Here is a 23,690-nt window from a genome sequence, read left to right as displayed (position 1 = left end):
CAAAGACACATGGCAAGGAGCACGAGCATGGCGTTGCTGGACATTCTGCAGGAACTGCGGGAACTGAAGATCCGCGTCGAGGCCGACGACGGGCAACTGGTGCTCAAGGGCGCGACCGGCCGCATGGATGCCGCGCTGGTGGCGAAGCTCCGGCAACACAAGACGGCCCTTCTGGAATTCCTGTCCGATCCGTCGCGCGACGCGCGGGCCGCGATTCCCCGCCGCCCCGCGCACGAGCAGGGCCGGCCGGGGCCGCTGTCGTTCGCGCAGCAGCGCCTGTGGCTGCTGGACCGGATGCAGCCCGGCAGCACGGCCTACAACATCGTCAACGCGGTGCGGCTCGACGGGCGGCTCGATCTCGACGCGCTGCAACGCACGTTCGACGCGATCGTGGCGCGCCACGCCTCGCTGCGCACCACGTTTGTCGAACACGAGGGGCGGCCGCTCCAGCAGGTCGCGCCGCACGCCTCGGTCGAACTGTCGCTGATCGAGGCCGCGCCGGGCGAAGGCGAAGGCGACGGCGAAGGCAAGAACGACGGCGAGGCGCGGGTGCGCGCGCTGATCGCGGCGGAAGTCGCCACGCCGTTCGATCTGCGTACCGGGCCGCTGATGCGGGTGCGCGTGGCGCGGCTCGGCGACGCCGAACATGTGGTGGTGATCGCGCTGCATCACATCGTGTTCGACGAATGGTCGATGGGCGTGCTGCTGCAGGACATCGCGGCGCTGTACCCGGCCTTCGCGGAAGGCCGCCCGCTGCAACTCGCGCCGCCCGCCCTGGATTACCAGGATTACGCGAGCTGGCAGAGCGGCTGGCTCGGCGGCGAGGTGCTCGACCGGAAGGTCGCCTACTGGGTGGAGACGCTGCAGGACGCGCCGCCGCTGCTGCCGTTGCCGCTCGATCGCGCGCGCCCGCTGACGCCGGGCTTCGACGGCGCGTCGAGCGGGGTGTTCCTCGACCAGGCACAACTGGCCGGCCTGCATGCGCTCGCCAGGCGCGGCAACGCCACGCTGTTCATGGTGTTGCAGGCGCTGTACGCGCTCCTGCTGTCGCGCTGGTCCGGCGAGCAGGACCTGTGCGTCGGCACGCCGGTGGCCAATCGCAACGATGCCGAGCTGCACGCGCTGGTCGGCTTCTTCGTCAACATGCTGGTGATCCGCACCGAGGTGGACGGCGCGCGCAGCTTCGAAGCGCTGCTCGCGCAGGTGCGCGAGCGCGTGCTCGGGGCGCTGTCGAACCAGGATCTGCCGTTCGACTATCTGGTCGAGGTGCTGCGCCCGGAACGGCACGGCACGCATGTGCCGTATCTGCAGGCGGTGCTGATCCTGCACAACGTGCCGCAGCGCACGTTCGCGTTGCCGGCGCTCACGCTGACCGCGCTCGGCACCGGGCAGCAGCCGGCCAAGTGCGATCTGGCGATGAACGTCGTGGAGGAACGCGACGGCCTCGGCGTGATGTTCGAATACAACGCCGCGCTGTTCGACGCACCGACCATCGACCGGCTGGCGCAGCGCTTTCAACGGCTCGTGACGGGCATCCTGGCCGATCCGGCGATGCCGGTGGGCGATGTGCCGTGGCTCGCGGAGGAGGAACGCCGGGAGATCGCCGAGTCGTGGCAGGGGCCGTGGCCGGTGGGGGCCGAGCCGCATCCGGAACACGAACGCCAGGCGATCGCCGAATCCTGGCAGGGGCAGCGGCCGGTCGCGGCCGAGCCGCATCCGGAACATGAACGACAGGCGATTGCCGAATCCTGGCAAGGGCAGCGGCCGGTCGCGGCCGAGCCGCATCCGGAACATCAACGCCAGGCGATCGCCGAATCCTGGCAAGGGCAGCGGCCGTCGGCGACCGAGCCGCATCCGGCACACGATCCGCGCGATCTCGTGCAGCGGCTCGATGCCGTGGCGGCGCGGCAGCCGGCGCACCCGGCGATCGTCTGCGACGGCGCCACGATCACCTATGGCGAACTCGACGCGCGCGCCAACCGGCTCGCGCACTGGCTGATCGCGCAGGGCGTGCGCGCCGACAGCCGCGTGGCGATCGGCGTCGAGCGCTCGCCGCTGGCGATCGTGGCCTTGCTGGCCGTGCTCAAGGCCGGCGGCGCTTACGTGCCGGTCGATCCTCATCAGCCCGCCGCGCGCCTCGCGCGCGTGCTGCGCGAGGCCGGCCCGGTGCTGACGCTGACGCAGCGCCGGTTCGACGCCTGGCCGGCCGACCTGCCGCGCCGGGATCTGGACGCGCCCGATGCGCCCGATGCACCGTTCAACGCGGCCTGGCCCGACACCGCGCCGGACGTCTCGATCCATCCCGGGCAACTGGCCTACGTGATCTACACGTCGGGCTCGACCGGCACGCCGAAAGGCGTGGCCGTGACGCACGGCAACCTGCGGGCCTCGTTCGATGCACGGCTGGCGTTCTACCCGCCGATCCGCCGCCACCTGCTCGCGCTGTCGATCGTGTTCGACGCGGCGGCCAGCGGGCTGTTCGCCACGCTGCTGGGCGGCGGCACGCTGGTGCTGGCCGACGAGGCGCAGGCGGGCGACGCCGAGGCGCTCGCGCGGCTGGCCGACACGCATCGGTGCGACACGCTGATCGGCACGCCGGCACTGAGCGCCGAACTGCTGCGCCGGGTGTCGGACGACACGCTCGGCGCGCTGCGCTGCCTGATCGTCGGCGGCGACGTGTTTCCGCCGACGTTGCGCGAGCTGGCCCGGCAGCGCTGCCCGCAACTGGCCGTCTACAACGAATACGGCCCCACCGAGGCGACCATCTGGGCCACGGTGCAGGCGGTCGACCTGGCCGACGACGCGCCCGGGGTGGCACTCGGGCGGCCCATCGCCGGGATGCGCGGCTACGTGCTCGACCGGCGCGGCCACCCGGTGCCGGCCAACGTCGCCGGTGAACTCCATCTGGCCGGGCCGGCGCTCGCGCGCGGCTATTGGGGCGACGCGGCGCTGACGGCCACGCGCTTCGTGCCCGATCCGTTCGGCGCACCCGGCGAGCGCATGTACCGCACCGGCGATCTCGTGCGGGCCGGCGCGGGCGGCGCGCTCGAATTCGTCGGGCGGGCCGACCGGCAATTGAAGCTGAACGGCTATCGCATCGATCTCGGCGAGGTGGAAGCGGCGCTCGCCGCGCTGCCGGGCATGCGCGAATCGGCGGCACAGGTGCGCGGCGCGGGCAACGGCCGGCAACTGGTGGGCTATTGCGTGTTCGATGACGGCGGCGAGGGCAATAACGAGGTCGATAGCGAGGTCGATAACGAGGGCGGTTTCGATCCCGACGCGTTGCGCGCGCAACTGGCGCAGGCGCTGCCGGCGTACATGCTGCCGAAACATCTGATCCGCCTGGAGCGCCTGCCGCGCCACGTATCGGGCAAGCTCGACACGCATGCGCTGCCCGAGCCGGCGACGGCGGACGCCGCACACGCCGGCCCGCGCTCGCCGCTCGAAGCCGCGCTGGCCGCGATCTGGGCCGAGGTGCTCGGCCGGCCCGAGGTGGGCATCCACGACGACTTCTTCCTGCTCGGCGGCCATTCGCTGCTGGCCACCCAGGTGATCAGCCGGGTGCGCGCGGCCACCGGCGTGGAGGCCTCGCTGGCGAGCCTGTTCGAAGCGCCGAGCGTGGCCGGCTTCGCGCGGCGCCTCGGCGCGGGCGCAATGCCGGGCGTGACGCCGGGCACGACGTCCACCGCGCCGACGATCCCGCGCGCCGACCGCTCGGCCCGGCTGCCGCTGTCGTTCGCGCAACAGCGGCTCTGGTTCCTCGATCAGCTCGAAAGCGACAGCGCGGCCTACAACATCTGCGAGGCGCTGACCATGCGCGGCGCGCTCGACCCCGCCGCGATGCGTGCCGCGCTGAACCGGCTGGTGGCCCGCCACGAGGTGTTGCGCACCACGTTCGGCACGCACGAGGGCCAGCCCGTGCAGCAGATCGCCGCCACGCTGTCGATCGACCTGCCGGTGGTGGATCTGTCGTCGCTGGACGAAGCGCGCCAGGAGCAGGAAGCGCGCGAGCTGGCCCGCCAGGAAACCGAGCGCCGCTTCGACCTGGTGCGCGGCCCGCTGCTGCGCGCGAAGCTGCTGCGCCTCGATGCGCAACGCCACGTGATGCTGTTCACGCTGCACCACATCGTGTCCGACGGCTGGTCGATGGGCCTGCTCGTGAAGGAGTTCGCCGCGCTGTATGCAGCGGTGCTCGACGGCGAGCCGGACGGCCTGCCGCCGCTTGCCGTGCAATACGCGGATTTCTCGGTGTGGCAACGCGGCTGGCTGCGCGGCGAAGTGCTCGACGCGCAGCTCGCCTACTGGACCGACGCGCTGCGCTGCGCGCCCGAGCTGCTGGCGCTGCCGACCGACCGCCCGCGGCCCGCGGTGCAGACCTATCGCGGCAGCCTGTTCGGCTTCCGCCTCGGCAAGCCGGTGCGCAGCGGCCTGCAGGCGCTCGCGCACGAGACGCGAACCACCTTGTTCATGGTGCTGAACGCGGCCTACAGCGTGCTGCTCGCGCGCTGGTCGGGGCAGGACGACATCTGCATCGGCACGCCGATCGCCAATCGCACGCTGGCCGATACGGAAGACCTGATCGGCTTCTTCGTCAACACGCTGGTGCTGCGCAACCGGATCGACCCGAAGGCCGCGTTCCGCACGCTGCTGCACCAGGTGCGCGCCACCACGCTCGGCGCGTACGCGCATCAGCACCTGCCGTTCGAGCATCTGGTGGACGTGCTGAACCAGGAGCGCTCGGTCGCCTACACGCCGCTGTTCCAGGTGCTGCTGGTGTTGCAGAACGCGCCGATGCAGGACCTGGCGCTGCCCGGCGTGGAACTCGGCTATTTCGGCAATGCCGGCACCACCTCGAAGTTCGACCTGTCGCTGTACGTGATGGAGACGGCCGACGAGGGCCTCGCGTGCCACTTCGAGTACAACACCGACCTGTTCGACGCCGCCACGATCGAACGGCTTGCCGACAATCTGCGGGTGCTGCTCGACGGCATCTGCGCGCACCCCGACGCCGCCCTGGCCGAGTTGCCGCTGCTGCCCGAGCCGCAGCGCGAGCAGGTGCTGCACGCGTTCAACCGCACCGCGCTCGAGGTGCCGGCGCCGCTGCTGCCGCAATGCTTCGAGGCGCAGGTGCGGCGCACGCCCGATGCGGTGGCGGCGATCTGCGACGGCGAGACGCTGACCTATCGCGCGCTCAACGCACGCGCCAACCGGCTCGCGCATCGCCTGCGCGAACTCGGCGTGGGGCCGGAAACGCGCGTGGCGATCTGCCTCGATCGCTCGCTGGACCTGCTGGCCGCGCATCTGGCCGTGCTCAAGTCGGGCGGCGCCTATATCCCGTTCGATCCGATGTATCCGCCCGATCGCCTCAAATACATGATCGGGCACGGCCAGCCGCGCGTGCTGCTGACCCAGTCGCACCAGCGCCGCCACGGCAACGCGGCCGAGTGGCAGGCGATCGACCTGGACACCGGCTGGCCGGACGGCTCCGACGCCGATCCCGCGCCGCTCGCCACGGCGGAGAACCTGGCCTATGTGCTGTATACGTCCGGCTCCACCGGGCGGCCGAAGGGCGTGATGCTCCGGCATGCGAGCCTGCGCACCTTCCTCGCCTGGGCGCTGCACGAATTCGACGCGGCGAGCCTGCGGCATGTGCTGGCGTCCACCTCGAACTGTTTCGATCTGTCCGTATTCGAGATGTTCGCGCCGCTGTGCTGCGGCGGCACCGTGCATATCGCGAACACCGTGCTCGACGTGCTCGAGCATCCGGGGCGCTTCCCGGTGTCGCTGATCAATACGGTGCCGTCGGCGATCGCCGAGCTGCTGCGCCAGGACGCGATTCCGCCGTCGGTGCGCGCGCTGAACCTGGCCGGCGAGGCGCTGCCGCTGCTGCTCGCGCGCGAACTGCGCGAGGCGCTGCCCGGCACCCTGATCCGCAACCTGTACGGCCCCACCGAGGACACCACCTATTCGACCTGCTCGCGGCTCGACGCCGACGAATTGCGCCACGTCACGGTAGGCCGCCCGGTGGCCAACACCCAGGCCTATGTGCTCGACGCCGCCTGGCAGGCGGTGCCGGTGGGCGTGAGCGGCGAGCTGTACCTGGCGGGCGAGGGGCTCGCGCGCGGCTATCTGGGCCGCGCCGACCTGACGGCCGAGCGCTTCGTGCCGAACCCGTTCGGCGCGCCCGGCAGCCTCATGTACCGCACCGGCGATCTGGTGCGCTGGCGCGCCGACGGTTCGATCGACTATCTCGGCCGCATCGATCATCAGGTCAAGCTGCGCGGCTTCCGGATCGAGCTGGGCGAGGTCGAGGCGGTGCTGCAGGCCTTGCCCGACGTGCAGGACGCGATCGTGATGGCGCGCGAGGACCGGCCCGGCGAACGCTATCTGGCGGCCTATATCGTCAATCACGCGGGTGACGCGGCGGCAGCAGACGGCCAGGCCGATGCCGGCGGCGAGCAGGTGGCGTTCTGGAACGAGACCTTCGATCAGATCTACGGCGAAACCGACGCGCGCGAGCATGGCCACGACGATTTCGTCGGCTGGACCAGCCGCTACGACCAACAGCCGATTCCGCGCCACGAGATGCAGGAGTGGGTGGAGCAGGTGGTGGGCCGCATCGCGGCGCTCGCGCCGCGCCGCATCCTCGAAATCGGCTGCGGCACCGGCCTGCTGCTGCACCGCCTCGCGCCGCTCGCCGGCCACTATCACGGCACCGATCTGTCGGCGGTCGCGATCGCCAAGCTGCAGGCCGAGGTGGACGGCCAGCCGGCGCTGCGCGAGCGGGTGACGCTGCAACAGGGGGCCGCCGACGATGCATCAGCGCTGGCCGCCGGGCAGGCGTTCGATACGGTGGTGATCAATTCGGTCGCCCAGTATTTCCCGAACGCGGACTACCTCGGGCAGGTGATCGAATCGGCGCTGGCCGCGCTGCCCGAGGGCGGCCGGGTATTCCTCGGCGACCTGCGCCACGCGGGGCAGCTCGACCTGTTCCTCGCCTCGGTGGAGCTGTTCAACGCGCCCGGATCGATGCTCGCGTCGGAACTGCGCGAGGCGATCGAACTCGGCGCGCGGCGCGAGGCCGAACTGCTGGTCGATCCGAACTACTTCTTCGCGCTCGCGCAGCGCATGCCGCGCATCCGCCACGTGCAGGTGCTGGCCAAGGCCGGGCAGACGAAAAACGAGCTGACGCAGTTCCGTTACGACGCGATCCTGACGATCGATCGCGAGGCGGCCGCCGAGCCGGCCCCGCTCGGGTCGCAGGTGGCCTGGCAGGACTGGGCGTCGCTGCGGCAGAGCGGCGAGACCGGTGAAGCCGTGGCGGCGCGCCTCGTGCAGGCGGCCTCGGCGCGCTGCGTGGCGGTGCGCGACATTCCCGACGCGGATCTGGCGCTGCCGCATGCCGTGCTCCAGGCGCTGCGCGGCCTGTCGGCCGCCGGCACGCTCGGCGCGCTGCTCGCGGAACTCGACCCCGCCGCGAACGGGCCGCTCGATCGCCGGCTGCTGCAACGGCTGTGCGAGGCGGCCGGCTGTTCGCTGTGGATGGCGCCGGCCGCCGGCGACCAGGGCCGGTTCCACGCGGTGATCTCGCGCGAGCCCGTCACTGTGGACTGGCGCGACGTGTTCGCGGCCGGTGGCGGCCACCCCGGCCGCCACGTCCGGGCGCTGTCGCCGCTGCGCGACGAACTGAGCTATCAGCGCACGCTGCAACGCCATTTGCGCACCGTGCTGCCGGACTACATGGTGCCGTCGCACTTCGTGCTGCTCGATCGCTTTCCGCTCAACGCGAACGGCAAGGTGGACCGCAAGCTGCTGCGGCCGCCCGAGCTTGGCACGCCGGGCGGCGGCGCGCCGGCCACCGGCACCCCGACCGGGGAAATTCTCGGCGGCATCTGGTGCGAGCTGCTGAACCTGCCGGGCGTGGCCGCCGACGACAACTTCTTCTCGCTGGGCGGCCACTCGCTGCTGGCCACGCGCGTGATCTCGCGCATCCGCCAGGCGTTCGGCGTGGAGCTGTCGCTGCGCGTGTTCTTCGAGGCGCCCACGCTCGCGGCGCTGTCGCGTCATGTGGATGCGGCGCGCAGCCGCGCCGAGGGCATGGACGCGCCGCCGATCGTGCAGGTGGCGCGCGACCGGCCCGCGCCGCTGTCGTTCGCGCAGAAGCGCCTGTGGTTCCTCGACCGCTTCGAACCGGGCAGCGCGTCGTACAACATGCCGTCCGCGCTGCGGCTGACCGGCGAACTCGACGTCACCGCGCTGCGCATGGCGCTGGACCGGATCGTCGAGCGTCACGAGGTGCTGCGCACGCGTTTCGAGGTGGTGGACGGCGAGCCGGTGCAGCGTGTGGAGCCGCATGCGCGCTTCGCGCTGGCGCTGCACGACCTGAGCGGCATGGCGGATCGGGACGCGCGCGAAGCGGCCGCCCGGCAGCAGGTGCAGGCCGAAGCGGGCGAACCGTTCGACCTGGCCGCCGGGCCGCTGGTGCGCGGGCGGCTGCTGCGCCTCGGCGACCAGGAGCATGTGCTGCTGGCCACGATGCACCACATCGCGAGCGACGGCTGGTCGATGGGGGTGCTGGTGCGCGAATTCGGCGAGTTGTACCGCGCGTTCAGCCAGGGGCAGGCCGATCCGCTCGCGCCGCTCGCGATCCAGTACGCCGATTACGCCGCCTGGCAGCGCGGCTGGATGACCGAGGACGTGCTCGCGCGGCAACTGGCCTACTGGCGCGACGCGCTGCAAGGCGCGCCCGAACTGCTCACGCTGCCGACCGACCGGCCCCGGCCGGCGATGCAGCGGCATCGTGGCGCGGTGGTGCCGCTGCACTGGCCGGCTGCGCTGAACCAGGACCTGAAGGCCCTGAGCCAGCGCGCCGGCGCCAGCCTGTTCATGACGCTCGCCGCCGCGCTCGGCGTGGTGCTCGGGCGTCATGCCGGCCAGACCGACGTGTGCATCGGCTTGCCGATCGCGAACCGCCATCACGCGGAGATCGAACCGCTGATCGGCTTCTTCGTCAACACGCTGACGCTGCGCGTGCGCGCCGAGCCCGCGCTGCCGTTCGACGCGCTGCTCGCGCAGGTACGGTCCGACGCCTTGCAGGCCTATACGTTCCAGGATCTGCCGTTCGAGCAGGTGGTCGATGCGCTGAACCCGGGCCGCACCACCAGCCATGCACCGATCTACCAGGTGTCGTTCAACATGCAGAACGCGCCGTCGGGCTCGCTGGAACTGCCGGGGCTGACGATCGGCATGATGAACACCCACAGCGCGACGGTGAAGCTCGATCTGTCCATCCATTTGCAGGAGATCGACGGGCAGATCGTGGGCGCGGTGGAGTACGACACCGACCTGTTCGACCGGGCCACGATCGAACGGCTGTTCGCGCATTACGAGGTGCTGCTGCGCGCGGTGGCGGAAGCGCCCGATACGCCGGTCGGCCGGCTCGCGTTGCTGCCGGTGCAGGAACGGCAGCAGATGCTGCTCGAATGGAACGATACCGGGTCAATGCGCGGCTCGATGCGCGATCCGGTTCGTCATGTGCATGGCGTGTTCGAAGCGCAAGTCGATCGCACGCCGGATGCCGTAGCGCTGGTGTTCGGGGATGAAGCGCTGACGTACGCGCAGTTCGATGCCCGCGCCAACCAGATGGCGCATCGCCTGCGGGCGATGGGCGTGCAGCCGGAAACGCCGGTGGCGATCTGCCTGGATCGCTCGATCGAACTGGTGGTGGCGGTGCTGGCCGTGCTGAAGGCGGGCGGGGCCTATGCGCCGCTCGATCCGTCGCAGCCGTCGGACCGTCTGGCGTGGATCGTCGAGGATGCGGCGCTGCCGTTGCTCATCACGACCTCGGCGCTGTCCGACCATGTGCCCGGTTTGATGCTGTTCCGCCTGCTGGTGGACGAGCACGCGACAGCAATCGCTTCGCAGCCGACGGAGCGCCTCGGTTTGGACGTGCATCCTCAGCGCTTGGCCTACGTGATCTACACGTCGGGGTCCACAGGCCAGCCGAAGGGCGCGCAACTGACGCACGAAGGCTTGCTGAACCTCGCTCACGCGCAATCAAAACTGTTCGGCGTGCAGCCCGGCGAACGCGTGCTGCAATTCGCGGCGTTCGGCTTCGATGCCTCGACGTGGGAAATCTTCATGGCCCTGAGCGCAGGCGCAACGCTGTGCCTGGCCCCACGCGATCAACTGATGCCGGGGTTGACGCTCGAAGCGACGATTGCCCGACTGGGCGTGCAGGTCGCGACGCTGCCGCCCGTGGTGCTGGCCGCCAATTCTCCCGAATCGATGCCGACGCTGCACACATTGATCAGCGCGGGCGAGGCTTGCTCGCAGGAACTGGTGGCGCAATGGTCGCCAGGACGGCGCTTCTTCAACGCCTATGGGCCGACCGAAGTGACGGTGTGCGCCACAGCCTACGAAGTGACGGGCACGCTGCTGCAAGCCCCGCCGATCGGCAAGCCGGTGGCGAACGCGCAGGCCTACGTGCTGGATGCCTCGCTTGAGCCGGTTCCTATCGGTGTAGCGGGCGAATTGTTCGTGGCGGGCGCCGGGTTGGCACGTGGCTATCGCGGCCGAGCGGACCTGACAGCCGAGCGCTTCGTACCGAACCCATATGGCGAGCCAGGAAGCCGGATGTACCGCACCGGCGATCTGGTGCGCTGGCTGGCCGATGGCAATCTGGAATACCTGGGCCGGATCGACCATCAGGTCAAGATCCGCGGCTTCCGCATCGAACTGGGCGAGGTGGAAGCCGCACTGCGCGCATTGCCGCAAGTGCGCGACGCCGCCGTGCTCATGCAGGCGGACGATGCCGGCGAAAAGCGCCTGGTGGCCTATCTCGTCGAGCAGGACGCGAACGAACTCGATCACGTCGACCGCTGGCAGCAGACGTTCGAGGAAACCTACGCCGAGCACGCGCCCGACGACGACGCGTTCGACATCCAGGGCTGGACCAGCAGCTACGACCACGAGCCAATCCCGGCCACGCAGATGCGCGAATGGGTCGATCAGACGGTGGCGCGGATCGCGGCGCTGCAGCCGCGCGCGCTGCTCGAAATCGGTTGCGGCAGCGGCCTGCTGCTGCACCGCCTGGCGTCGCAGTGCGAGCGCTATCACGGCACCGATTTCTCGGCCGCCGCGCTGACCCAGTTGCAGCGCTCGGTGGCGGGCCGCTTCGACGGCTGCGCCGTGAGCCTCCAGCATGCCGAGGCCAGCGACGCGTCGGTGCTCGATCACGGCCCGTTCGACACCGTGGTGGTGAACTCCGTCGCGCAGTATTTCCCCGACGAGGCGTATTTCCGCGATGTGGTGGAGCGCAGCGTGCACGCGGTGGGGGCGCACGGCACGGTGTTTCTCGGCGACATTCGGCACTGCGGCCTGTTGCCGGTGTTTCACGCCTCGCTCGAAAAGTACGGGCAGCGCGGCGATCTGCGCCTGTCGCAACTCGCGCCGCGCGTCGCGCAGCGCGCGGCCAACGAATCCGAACTGACCGTCGATCCGGCGTGGTTCCTCGCCTTGCAACAGCGGTTGCCGACGATCGGCCACATCGACATTCAGTCGAAGGGGCGGCGCGTGCACAACGAGATGACGGACTACCGCTACGACGTGGTGATCCGGGTCGGCCACGCCGCCACCGCGCCGAGCGGCGGCCTGCGCTTCGATGCGTGGGACGGCGCGCCGCTGCCGCTGATCGAGCAACGGCTGAAGGCGCATTTCGACTCGCATGGTGAGCACGGTGAGCGCGGCGATGCACCGCCGTTCGCGCTGGGCGGCATCGCCGACGCCGCGCTGGCCGCCGATATCGCCGTGCATCGCGCGCTCGGCACGGACCTGACGCTCGACGCGGTGCTCGAAAGCGTTGCGCCGGCCGTCGATCGCCACGCGATGCGCGCGATGTGCGAATCGCTCGGCCTGCACGTCGCCATGGCGCCCGCCAGCGGCGATCGCGGCACGTTCCACGCGGTGGTGTCGCGCGCGCCGGTCGCCGTCGATTGGCGCGCGGCCGAAGGCACGGCTGCGCCGGCGCGGCTCGTCAATCAGCCGGCGCAGTTGAAGGTGGCCGGGCTCGACGTGCTCCAGGTGCAACGCAGCCTGCGCCAGAGCCTGCCCGACTACATGGTGCCGGCGCACCTGTGCGTGCTCGACAAACTGCCGGTCACGCCGAACGGCAAGGTCGATCGCCGCGCGCTGCCGGCCATCGATTTCAGCCGCAACGCCGCGTCGTACACCGCGCCCGGCACGCCGGCCGAAACCTTGCTGTGCGCGCTGTGGGCCGAGGCGCTGAAGGTCGATCGGGTGGGGATCCACGACAACTTCTTCACGATGGGCGGCCACTCGCTGCTGGCGATCCAGCTCGTGTCGCGCATCAACCACGCGTTCGGCGTGGAGCTGCCGCTGTCCAACCTGTTCAGCGACCCGACGCCCGCGGAACTCGCGAAGTGGCTCGCGGCGCCGGTGGTCGAGCGCGGCCTGGTGCTGCCGCTGCGGCCCGGTGCGGCCGGCGACGGGCAGGGCAGCGGGCAGGGCGACGGCGCGCCCCCGCTGTTCCTGCTGCATCCAGCGAACGGCGAGGTGCTCGTCTATGCCGAGCTGGCCAACGCGATGAAGGGGCCGCAGCCCGTGTATGGCATTCGCTCGCCGAAGGCGGCCGGCGTCGAGCTGGCCGACCGCGATCTGGCCGGGCTCTGTTCGGCCTACGCGGACGACATCGAGCGATTCCAGCCCGCGGGCGAGGTGCGCCTGTCCGGCTGGTCGCTGGGCGGCACGCTGGCGTTGAGCGTCGCGGCGGAACTGGAGCGGCGCGGGCGCACGGTGGCGGGCGTGATCCTGCTCGATACCTGGCTCAATGAACGCCACGAACGCAACGAACGCAAACCGCAGGCGGAGGCGGAGGCCGCCGAATTCACGTTCGTCGGCTTCGTCGGCTACATCCTGGCGTTCTCCGAGGACGATCCGCTGATTCGCGACCAACCCGAGCTGCATGTCTCGCTCGGCAACCTGCGGGCCGCCGTGTCGAAGCTCGGCGCCGACGCCGTGGCCGACGCACTGCAAGGCGACCCGCGCGCCTTCCTCGAATCTCAAGGCATTTCCGACGAGGCTTATCACACCATGACCGGCTATTTCGAAACGGTGCGCGATGCGTACACGCTCACCGTCAATTTCGTGCCACCGGTGCTGGATGCGCCGATCCACACGCTCTGGGCGGTCGATTCGCTCGCCACCGGCATCGATCCCGATTGCTGGGCGCCGTACACGCGCAATCTGCGGGGCAGCCACAGCCGGCGGCTGCCGGGGCGGCACATCGATTTCGTGATGGGCGAGAATGCCGCGACGATCGCGGCGGTACTGGACGCATGGCTCGACGACGCCGGGCCGCATGCGCCGCAGCGCAACCGGGGAGAAATGGCATGGTCCTGAGCCGACACGCGTTGCAAGCATCGACCGACATGAGCGAGACAAGCGGGGCAGGGGCAGGGGCAGGGGCAGGGGCAGGGACGGTGCCATGCTGAAACTCATTGCACGGCTGTATCGCCAATCCTGGCGGCTGCTCACCGTCGTGATCGCCGGCGGCATCGTGAGCGGCCTGAGCAGCGCCGCGCTGGTGGCGATCATCGGGCGGGTGATCGAACAGCACGACGCCACCGGCGCGCTCGCGTTGTCGTTCGCCGGCCTGTGCGTGCTGCAACTGGCGAGCAAGGCCGCCTCGGAGCTGGCGCTGCTGCAAATTTCTCAATCGATGATCTTCAAGCTGCGCATCTCGCTGAGTCGCAAGCTGCTCGCCACGCCGCTGCGCAAGCTGCAATCGATGGGGCCGGCGGCGCTGCTCGCGATCCTGACGGAGGATCTCAGCACGTTCGCCACCTGCTCGCAGTTGCTGCCGATCCTGTTCGGCAACGCCATCGTGCTGCTGGCGTGCCTCGGCTACATCGCGTGGCTGTCGTGGCAGAGCTTTCTGGCGCTGGTGCTGTTCCTGGTGGCGGGCTCGGCGTTCTTCACGTTCGCGCAGCGCGGGCCGGCGCGGCGCTTCGTGGAGGCGCGCGAGCAGACCGACGTGCTGTTCCGCGATTTTCGCAGCCTGGTCGAGGGCGCCAAGGAGCTGCAACTGAACCAGCGGCGCGCCCATCACTTCATCAAGGACGTGCTGGAGCCGGGCGCCGACAAGCTGCGCCGCGCGTTCTTCGCGGGGATGGCCGGCTACACCTGGGTGTCGAACCTCGGCTCGATGCAGTTCTTCATCGCGCTCGGGATTCTCGTGTTCGGCGTGTCGCACTGGTTTCCGCAGAGTTCGCCCACCTTGCCGATGGTCGCGCTGATGCTGCTCTACCTGGTGGAGCCGGTCGGCGCGCTGCTGACCGCCATGCCCACGCTGCAACGCGGCGCGGTGGCGCTGAACAAGGCGCAGGCCCTCAGCGATTCGCTCGACGATTCCACGCCTGCGCCCGCGCTGGCGGAGGCCGACGCGTCGCCGTTCGCGGGCGGCCCGGCGTCGCTGGTGCTGTCGGACGTGCGCTACGTGCACCACGACGGCGAGCGCGGCTTCGCCGTCGGGCCGCTGAACCTGGAGATTCCGCTCGGCCGGATCAGCTACATCGTGGGACCGAACGGCAGCGGCAAGACCACGCTCGCGATGCTGCTGCTCGGCCTGTATTCGGTGGAGCAGGGCCGCCTCACGCTGCACGGCGTGGACGTCACGCCCGACAATCTGGTGCATTACCGCAACCAGTTCACGGCGGTGTTCGCCGATTTCCACCTGTTCGAACGCCTGCTCGAACCGGTCACCGCCGACACCGCCCCGCGCGTGCGGCATTACCTGAGCCGGCTCGAGATCGACCACAAGGTGAGCTTCGAGGACGGGCGCTTTTCCACGCTGTCGCTGTCCACCGGCCAGCGCAAGCGGCTCACGCTGCTGGTGTCGTATCTGGAGGACCGCGCCATCTATCTGTTCGACGAGTGGGCCTCCGACCAGGACCCGGTGTTCAAGCGCGTGTTCTACACCGAGTTGCTGCCGGAGCTGCGCGCACGCGGCAAGACCGTCATCGTGATCACGCATGACGACCAGTACTACCACCACGCCGATCATCTCTTCCATCTGGTGGATGGAAGCTCTCGCACGAGTCCCGACGCATGAATCACGAACCGACCACACTTCGCCCCGGCACGCCACGCACCGCCGGAACCAACCCGTGGCTGACGCGCTTCGGGCCGCCCGACGCGGCCCGCCGCCTGCGCCTCTATTGCTTTTCCTACGCGGGCGGCAGCGCCACGATCTACCAGCCGTGGCGCGCCGCGCTCGATGCCGGAATCGAACTGTGCGCCGTGCAGTTGCCCGCGCGCGGCATGCGCCTGGCGGAGCCTGCCGAGCGCGACCTGGCCGCGCTGGTGCGACGGCTGTCGGACGTGATCGCCGCGCAGGACGCCGGGCCGTTCGCGTTCTTCGGGCACAGCCTCGGCGCGCTGCTGGCGTTCGAGCTGACGCGGCATCTGCAGCGCTCGCGCTTGCCGCTGCCGGCCAAGCTGATCGTGTCGGGCTGCGCGTCGCCGCAGTTGCGCGAGCCGGTGGAGGCGCTCGACGAGCACGACGACGACAAGATGATCGAGCGCCTGACGCGCTACAACGGCACCCCGGCCGAGGTATTGCAGCACGCGGAACTGATGCGGCTGATGGCGCCGGCGATCCGCGCCGATTTCGCGCTGGTGGCGCATTACGTCTACCAAGGCGGCGCGCCGCTCGAGGTGCCGATTACCGCGTTCGCCGGCCGCGCCGACGACCAGACCTCGCCCGAAAAGATCGACGGCTGGGGGCGCGAGACGCAGGCTGCCTTCGCGCAGCACTGGTTCGACGGCGACCATTTCTTCATTCGTCCGCAGATGGACAAGGTGATCCTGCAACTGAACGCCGAGTTGAGCGCGACCGCGCTGCGCGCGCGATAACCATCGAGGAGAACGACCATGCCCCTGAAGATCCCCAACGACTTGCCCGCCGTGAGCGCGCTCGAAGCCGAAGGCGTCAGCCTCATCCGCGAGTCCGACGCCGTGCGCCAGAACATCCGCCCGCTGCGGATCGGCCTGCTCAACCTGATGCCGAACAAGATCCGCACCGAAACGCAGATCGCGCGCCTGCTCGCGCCCACGCCGCTGCAGGTCGAGCTATCGCTGATCCGTATCACCGATCACGGCTCGCGCAACACCTCGGAAGGCCATCTGAGCGCGTTCTACCGCCCGTGGGCCGATGTCCGCACGGAGAAGTTCGACGGCTTCGTGATCACCGGCGCGCCGCTGGGCATGCTGAAGTACGAGGAGGTGCGGTACTGGGAGGAACTGACCGAGATCTTCGAATGGACGCAGACTCACGTCCATTCCACGCTGAACCTCTGCTGGGCGGCGCAGGCGTCGCTTTATCACTTCTACGGCATTCCCACCCGGCTGTTGCCGAAGAAGGCGTTCGGCGTATTCCCGCATCTGAACCGCGTGCCGAACTCGCCCTACCTGCGCGGTTTCGCCGACAACTGCGTCGCGCCGATCTCGCGGCGCACCGAGATCAGGCAGGAGGATTTCCCGCCCGGGTCCGACATTCGCGTGCTGCTCGATTCGCCGGAGGCGGGGCTGTGCATGCTGGAGGATCTCAAGCACCGCTCGCTCTGCATGTTCAGCCACATCGAATACGATGCGGACACGCTGCGCGAGGAGTACGTGCGGGACGTGGCCAAGAACCTCGCGCCGGCGGTGCCGTTCGACTATTTCCCCGGCGACGATCCCGAGCGCGCGCCGCTCAACCGATGGAAAAGCCATGCGTATCTGCTGTTCGCGAACTGGCTCGGCGAGATCTATCAGACCACGCCGTATGAAATCGATCTGATCGGCGGTGAGTCGCAGGAGACGTTGCGGGTTTGAAAACGTGCGGGCGGGATGAAGCGAATCGCGGGCGAGGGCCATTGCGGCCCCGCGCCCGGTTTGATCAATGGAAAACGTGAATCAAGGTGCAATGACGTCAGTGATTGCGGCGGCAAATATCAAATCAATGCCGTTCGGTTTTATTTAAAGAATTCGGCCCGTGCCTATGGGTTGACATTGATATGGCCGCATTGCGAACAGGCGGCTTCCGCGCGGGCGATCGGGCGGGTATCCATGATGAAGTTGTCCGCGTCGCACTGCTCGCACACCACCATCAGGCCGTTGAACACGGTCTGGCAATCCCAGCATCTCAATTGATAGACTTCCGATGGCGCCAATACTTCCCAGCTTCCATTCAACGGCTTTTGGCAAGTCGGACAGGAAAAGCAAAGGGTGGAGAGTAAATGTGCCATTTGAGGAAAAGTGAGAATTGGGTTGAATGGCCGATTATTTTCATCACTGCTTCGCGGATGGTGCACCGGGGTGATGCGCGTGTCAACGCTGCCCCGATTGTTTATTGCTCGCGACGTTTCGGTTCATTCCCATCACCCCGCATCGCCCCCTCACACGTTATCGAACCCGACCTCCGCGAAGTTGCTCTGCGAGTGGTCATAGGTATCCGCAACATTGCGCAGATGCTTGTCCCACACGCCGAACCAGCGGAATTCGAACAGGTAGAGTTGCGGCAAATCGCGCTGCACGAGCCGCTGCAACTGCGCATACAGCGCGACGCGCTTCGCCAGATCCGTCTCGACCTGCGCGGCCTCGATCACGCGATCCGTCTCCGCGCTCGCATAGCCGGCCGCGTTCTGCCACGCGACGCCGCGCACCGCGGCCTTCGACCAGAAATACTGCTCGACGCCGATCTGCGGGTCCTGCCAGTTCACGCCCCACGAGCTGACCAGATCGAACGCGTAGTCGGTGAACACGTTCTTGGTCCACGCGGCCAGGTCGAACGCGCGCAGCGTCACGTCGATGCCGACCGCGCGCAACGCCTGCCGCACGAATTCGCCGGTGCGCTGATAGTCGTCGCCGTACGGGATGAAATCGTGATTGATCCTGAAGCGCCAGCCATCGGCCTTGCGCGGATAGCCGGCCTCGTCGAGCAGCGCCTCGGCGGCCTTGCGATCGAACGCGTATTGCGGCGTATCCGCCGTGTAGAACGTTTTCAGCAATGACGACACCGGGCCGGTCGCCGGCTTGGCGTAGCCGCGCCACACGGTATTGACCAGCGCCGCGCGGTTGATCGCGTGCAGGATCGCCTGACGCACCTTCAGGTTGCCGAGGATCGGGTGGCGCAGGTTCGGGATCAGCCAGAAGTTCGCCGCGAAGCCGTTGTAGCCGGCTCGGCTCACCACCAGCGACGGCGATTGCGCGAGACGGTCCGCGTCCGAGAACGTGACCGGGTTGCGCTCGCCATACTTCACCGAGCCGGTTTCGAGCCCGACGGCGCGCGCGCCGGCGTCGGGCACGATCTTCCACGTGATGCCGTCGAGATACGGCCCGTTCTCGCGCCAGTAATGCGCGAAGCGGGTCAGCTGGATGTCGCTGCCGCGCTGCCAGCTCTTGAACACGAACGGCCCGGTGCCGACCGGGCGGTTGTTGTACGGGTTGTTCAGGATGTCGGTGCCTTCGTACAGATGGCGCGGCAGGATCGGCGCGGCAATCGCATCGAGCGCGTTGAGGATCACCGGCGACGGCTTCGACAGGCGCAGGATCGCGGTGTGGCTGTCGGGCGTGTCGACGCGCGTCAGGTATTGGAACAGGCGCCGCGCGACCGGCGCGTACTGCTTCCAGATCACCTCGCCGGAATACTTGACGTCGGCGGCGGTGAACGGCTTGCCGTCGTGCCACTGCACGCCTTGCCGCAGCCGGATGGTCCAGCTCAGGCCGTCGGCGGACGGCGTGACGCTTTCGGCAAGCTGCGGGCGCGGCTTCAGGTCCGCGCCGTAATCGAGCAGCCCGTCGAAGATCTTGCTGGCGACCGCGCGACCGGGCGTGGACGTGTTCAGGAAGATCGCCAGCGTCGGCGGCTCGGGCGTGACCACCGCGTCGAGCACGCCGCCGCGACGCGGTGCGGCGCCGCCGCTGCTTGCGCCCGGATCGGCATCGGTCAGCGCGAACGCGTCGGTCGCGGGCCAGCCGCCGCCGAGCGCGAGCAGCGCGCCCGTCAGGCCGAAGAAACGGCGGCGCGACAACGCGTGGCCGTCGCTTTCGGTCGAATCGGGTTGGCGATCTTCTGCGCTGCTCGCGGGCGTCTGAACCATGGTGCGACTCCTGGCGGAAACGAAACGCGCGGCCCCTTGCCGCGCGAGGCGGCTCATTATGGCGGCAGTTTTCGGCACGACTTTGCGGCATTTCTCGAATGCTTATCAGGCGTTGCATCAGGCGTGGAGCGCATGACGGACCGTGCCCGAGGCGGGGATCGGACGGACAGGCGCGATGGCGTGAGCGGGGGGGGTTCGCCGGCCTTCGAGCGGCGACCGGTTCGGCGTTGACCGCGCGATATTGCAAACCCTGTAAAAAATCGCGTCGGCCCTTGACCAGAACGACGCCCCGCGACGCCCCGGTGTGTCGATCCCGCACCGGGCATCCGATTTGCGTCTCGATCAGGATCGATTGCTTTCGCAAAGGACCCGCCATGATTGGTGTCGTGATTCCCGCCCATAACGAGGCGCACCGGCTTGCGTCATGCCTGTCGAGCGTCCTGGCGGCGGCGCGCCACCCCGCGCTCGCGCACGAGCCGGTGCAGGTGATGGTCGTGCTCGACAGTTGCCGCGACGGCTCGGCACGGATCGCGACCGGCTTCGGCGTGGCGACCCTGGTGGTGCACGCGCGCAACGTCGGTGTGGCGCGGGCGGCCGGCGCCGATCGGCTGCTGGAGGCGGGCGCGCGCTGGCTCGCCTTTACCGACGCGGACACCCGCGTCGCGCCGGACTGGCTGGCCGCGCAACTGGCGCTGGGCGCGGACGCCGTGTGCGGGACGGTGAGCATCGACGATTGGCGGGGCCACCCGGCCAGCGTGCGCGAGCACTGGCGGCGCACCTATCGCGATACGGAAGGCCATCGCCACGTCCATGGCGCGAACCTCGGCGTCAGCGCACAGGCTTACCGGCGTGCCGGCGGGTTTCCGCCGCTGGCCTGCAGCGAGGATGTCATGCTGGTCGACTTGCTGGCCGCAACCGGGGCGTCGATTGCCTGGAGCGCCACGCCGCGCGTGGTGACCAGCGCGCGCCGCGATCCGCGTGCGCGCGGGGGCTTCGGCGACACGCTCGGCGCCTGGGCGCGGGTCCCGTTGCGATCCGCGGATGAAGCGGAGCCGGACGGGCTGGCGGGCGTCGCGCCAGTCGCGTCATGAAGCCGGTGATGCGGCCGGTGATGCAGGATTGCGCCGCGCCGGAATCGAACGCAGCGCTTTCCGCCCGGCCGCCGAGCCATGACGACGAGCACGCGCCGCTGTTCGTCGTCTCCCCCCATCTCGACGACGCGGTGTTCGGTTGCGCGGCCTTGCTCGCGACCCGGCCCGGCGCAATCGTGTGCACGGTGTTTGCCGGCACGCCGGCATCGCCGCAGCACCGCTCCTGGGATCAGGCGGCCGGCTTCGCGCATTCCACCGCCGCGATGGCCGGGCGCTTGCACGAGGACGCGCAGGCGTTGGCCTGCTGCGGCGCGCGCGGCGTTCATCTCGCGTTCCTCGACGATCAATACGGCGCGTCGCCCGACGTTCCGACGTTGGCCCGCGCCCTGGCGGAGCAACTGGCGCTGTCGCCCGGCGTCGTGCCGCTGCTGCCGCTCGGCTTGCGGCATCCCGATCATCGGCGCGTGGCCGAGGCGTGGCGTTACCTGCGACGCGCGGGTCGGCTCGGGGCCTGTCTCGTCTACGAAGAGGCGATCCATCGGAACGCGCACGGCGAGGTCGAGCACTGCCTCGATGCGCTACGACGCTCGGGCGCACGGATCACGCCGCTCGATGGCGGCTGGTGCCCGGATCGCGAGGGAGATCGGGCGCGCGACGTCAAACGACGCGCCGTGGCGGCCTACGCCAGTCAGTTGCGGGCGTTCGGCAGCGGCCCGCTCGGCGATCTCGATCGTCCCGAGCGGTACTGGCGTGTCGATGGGTGACGCGTGGCGCTGAACCGGTCGCCCCGGCTTATGCGCTGCGGCCCGCCATCTCGTGATGCGCCGCTTCCCTGCGCGCGAGGCTGCCCGGCTCGGCGCTCCAGACATCGAGCAGGAAATCGGCATCGTCGATATGCGTCGCGAGGGTCAGCGAGGCGGCCGATGCGGCTTGCGCGAAACAGGCGTGAACCGTGGCGGCGTCGATCCGCATGTCGTCGGCGCCATGCCGCCAGTGGCAGCAGGCGAGCGTGCCGTCGCGATCGAGGGCGGCGCAGGCGCGGCGGGCCAGCGCTGCGCAGCGCGACGGGGCATCCAGGTAGTAAGCGAATTCGCTGACGACGATCAGGTCGAAACCGCCGTCGGGCCAGTCGTCCGGCATCGCGCGCGTCTCCACGCGAGCATGCGGGAACGGGGCGAGCCGTTGGCGCGCCAGGGCCACGGCGCGCGGCGAGAAATCGGCCGACAGCAGCGTGGCGCAGCGCGGGGCGAGCGCTGCCGACAACTCGCCGTTCGCGCAACCCGGCTCGAACGCGCGACGGTAGCGTTCGCGGGGCAGCGCCGCGAGCAGCAGCGCGCGCTTGCGGGCTTCGTACCAGCTCGAGCGGGTGCGCCACGGGTCGTCGCCGTTGGCGAACTTCGCATCGAAGCGGGCCTGTCGCGCGAGCGTGTCGAGGTTGATGGAAGCGGGGGGCGTCTTCACAGGCGCCATCCGGGTCGAGATTTCGCCAGCGCCACGCCCAACGCGTCAAGGTCGCGCTCGGCATGACGCCGGAGAAGGAGCACGGGAGCGGGACGCATCGTCACAGGCGCCATCCGGGTCGAGACGTCGCCAGCGCCGCGCCCAGCGCAGCCAGGTCGCGCTCGGCATGACTCTGGCGAAGGAACACGGGCAGATCCGCCGCCATCTGCGCGAACCAGCGGTCGCGGCACAACGGGCCCGCACCGAGCCCACGTTGCGCGGCGCGCAGCACCGTGTCGGCAGCGTGTTCGGCCGCGCCGCGCGCACGCAGCGCCGCCGCCATCGCGTCGGCACGCGGTTCGGCGTCGATGGCTTGCGCCGTTTCGCGCAGCAGGGCGCGTGCGGCGGTCAGCGCGATGTCGGCGGTGCCCAGATGCGCGTGCAGATGCGGATCGTCGCGCTTGCCGGCGGCGTCGCGCAGGCGCGTGGCCAACGCCGCCGCGCCGCCATACCAGCAGGCGGCGATGCCCGCGCCGCCGTGCCAGAAGCCCGGGCGTTGCACGTACGCGCCGGGCGGCCCGACCAGGGTGGCGGCGGCATCGACGAAATCGACTTCCACGCTGCGCGTCGCCCGCATGCCGAGCGCATCCCAGCCGCGCGCGCTGATCGTCACGCCGGGCTGGCGCATCGCGACAATCGCGAGCCGGTCGTGGCCGTCGGCATCGATACAGGTCACGAGCGCGGTGTCGACGCAGTGCGCGCCCGAGCACCAGGCCTTCGTGCCGTTGAGCCGAACCGGGCCGGTGCTTCCGGATCGCATCGAGATCCGCAAATCGCCCGCGGGCGAACGGGCGGCCCACACGGCGAGCAGCCCAGGTTCGCGCTCTTCGGGCATCGGACCGCCCAGCTCGGCCAGGATCGCATCGGCATCGGCGTGCGCTTCGACAAGCTTGACCAGCGGCAGGTCACGGCCGGCCACGCCGGCCAGAAAGCGCCAGCGCGCGAGCGTATTGCCCGCGCCGGGACGCGGCAGATGCGGGAATGCCTCGATGAGCCGATGCGCCGCCGCTGCCAGCGTGGTGTCGTCGAGCGAGGCGGGCAGGGTGGCGAGCAAGGCGTCGAGGCTCGCCAGGTCAGCAACGGGATTGCGAGGCGTGGGCGGCACGCCGGGCGGCCGCCGCACCGCCCCACGCGCTCGATGCTGGCCGTTCGCCTGTTCCTGCGAGGTGTGCGTCATGAAGGGTTCTGGCTCCCGTGTTCTGGCCGAATCGATGATGAACACAAGCACGGGCCGTGCCTCCCCGGCGGCGAGGCGGATGGGCAGGCGCGCGACTGCCGGGCTTGTCATTGCTCGGCGATTCCGAGGCACCGCAGCACGGCACGATGCTTGCAATGCAATCAGGAGGGGAGGCGAGCGATGCCTTGACGCCACGCGCTGCCCCTTTTTTTTTTGCGGAGGTGCGCCATGACATCCCGACTTGATTCGGTCCTGCCCGACAAGGTGTTCGCCTTACCGGCCCTCGATCTCGCAAGGCCGCCCGGCGTGCGAATGACGGTGACCGGCCCCGGCTCCGACGATCTGCCGCGAGCCGAAATGTCCCCCCGGAACGACGCCTCGGCCGCGGCGGCCTCGCGGATCAGGACGCAGCCATCGACCGGGCGGTGCGCGCGGCGATCGCGCCGGTGCTCGATCGCGGGGCGGCGCGCGTGTCGGTCAAGGTGCGGCAGGCGCATGTGACGCTGGACGGCGGCGTGCCGTCCGCCAAGCTGCGCGACGCAATCGGTCGAGCCGCCGTGGGCTGCCCCGGTGTGGCCGGGGTCGACAACCGCCTCACGATCGAGCCGGGAAGCGCCTCGCCCGTGGTGCTGACCCCGGAGCGCCGGACCGTCACGATCAGGCCGGACGGCAGGCGAGGCCGGTAACGGTCGTGGGGGGGCGGGGCAATCCGCGCCTTCTCGATGCGCGGCACGGGCCGCCTTTGCCCTTGTTCCCGGCCAT

The 23,690-nt window shown here is 69.7% G+C and carries 11 protein-coding genes; 7 read left to right on the top strand and 4 right to left on the bottom strand.

Annotated elements, in window-relative coordinates:
- The first annotated feature begins 27 nt into the window (after positions 1 to 27).
- The 4 genes from AB4851_RS25810 (at position 28) to AB4851_RS25795 (ending at position 16,893) form a co-directional block, all read left to right on the top strand.
- Complete coding sequence (locus AB4851_RS25810; RefSeq protein ID WP_414449350.1) at positions 28 to 13,419, top strand: amino acid adenylation domain-containing protein; 13,392 nt, start codon at positions 28 to 30, stop codon at positions 13,417 to 13,419.
- An 85-nt stretch (positions 13,420 to 13,504) separates the two neighbouring features.
- Positions 13,505 to 15,130 carry a cyclic peptide export ABC transporter gene (locus tag AB4851_RS25805; protein ID WP_414449349.1) on the top strand — a complete coding sequence of 542 codons (1,626 nt, stop codon included), beginning with the start codon at positions 13,505 to 13,507 and terminating at the stop codon, positions 15,128 to 15,130.
- Complete coding sequence (locus AB4851_RS25800; protein WP_414449348.1) at positions 15,127 to 15,933, top strand: thioesterase II family protein; 807 nt, start codon at positions 15,127 to 15,129, stop codon at positions 15,931 to 15,933. The genes AB4851_RS25805 and AB4851_RS25800 overlap by 4 nt, the downstream gene beginning before the upstream one ends.
- Positions 15,934 to 15,951: 18 nt before the next feature.
- Complete coding sequence (locus AB4851_RS25795; RefSeq protein WP_414449347.1) at positions 15,952 to 16,893, top strand: homoserine O-succinyltransferase; 942 nt, start codon at positions 15,952 to 15,954, stop codon at positions 16,891 to 16,893.
- A 164-nt stretch (positions 16,894 to 17,057) separates the two neighbouring features.
- Here AB4851_RS25795 and AB4851_RS25790 read toward each other — a convergent pair whose 3' ends face one another.
- Both AB4851_RS25790 and AB4851_RS25785 read right to left on the bottom strand, forming a co-directional pair.
- Positions 17,058 to 17,183, bottom strand: coding sequence for a hypothetical protein (locus AB4851_RS25790; protein ID WP_414445219.1), 126 nt, complete (start codon positions 17,181 to 17,183; stop codon positions 17,058 to 17,060).
- Positions 17,184 to 17,456: 273 nt separating this feature from the next.
- The gene (locus AB4851_RS25785) at positions 17,457 to 19,160 is read right to left on the bottom strand and encodes an ABC transporter substrate-binding protein (protein WP_414449346.1); all 1,704 of its coding nucleotides are present in this window, start codon (positions 19,158 to 19,160) and stop codon (positions 17,457 to 17,459) included.
- Positions 19,161 to 19,534: 374 nt separating this feature from the next.
- On the opposite strand from AB4851_RS25785, the gene AB4851_RS25780 reads away from it, so the two are divergent.
- Positions 19,535 to 20,251, top strand: a complete 717-nt coding sequence (locus AB4851_RS25780; RefSeq protein ID WP_414449345.1) for a glycosyltransferase — start codon at positions 19,535 to 19,537, stop codon at positions 20,249 to 20,251.
- On the top strand, positions 20,248 to 21,015 hold the full coding sequence (locus AB4851_RS25775; protein ID WP_414449344.1) for a PIG-L deacetylase family protein: 768 nt from the start codon (positions 20,248 to 20,250) through the stop codon (positions 21,013 to 21,015). Before AB4851_RS25780 ends, AB4851_RS25775 begins: the two co-directional genes overlap by 4 nt.
- 28 nt (positions 21,016 to 21,043) lie before the next feature.
- On the opposite strand, the gene AB4851_RS25770 is transcribed toward AB4851_RS25775, so the two are convergent.
- On the bottom strand, positions 21,044 to 21,712 hold the full coding sequence (locus tag AB4851_RS25770) for a class I SAM-dependent methyltransferase (protein ID WP_414449343.1): 669 nt from the start codon (positions 21,710 to 21,712) through the stop codon (positions 21,044 to 21,046).
- Positions 21,713 to 21,812: 100 nt separating this feature from the next.
- Complete coding sequence (locus AB4851_RS25765) at positions 21,813 to 22,928, bottom strand: acyl-CoA dehydrogenase family protein (RefSeq protein WP_414449342.1); 1,116 nt, start codon at positions 22,926 to 22,928, stop codon at positions 21,813 to 21,815.
- Positions 22,929 to 23,341: 413 nt separating this feature from the next.
- Here AB4851_RS25765 and AB4851_RS25760 point away from each other — a divergent pair, with 413 nt between their 5' ends.
- Positions 23,342 to 23,614: a BON domain-containing protein gene (locus AB4851_RS25760; RefSeq protein WP_414451947.1), complete on the top strand. Its 273-nt coding sequence runs from the start codon at positions 23,342 to 23,344 to the stop codon at positions 23,612 to 23,614.
- Positions 23,615 to 23,690: the final 76 nt, after the last annotated feature.

It is taken from the genome of Burkholderia sp. 22PA0099, from assembly GCF_047497165.1.
Classification (GTDB): domain Bacteria; phylum Pseudomonadota; class Gammaproteobacteria; order Burkholderiales; family Burkholderiaceae; genus Burkholderia.
This window is presented reverse-complemented; position numbering and strand designations above follow the sequence as displayed.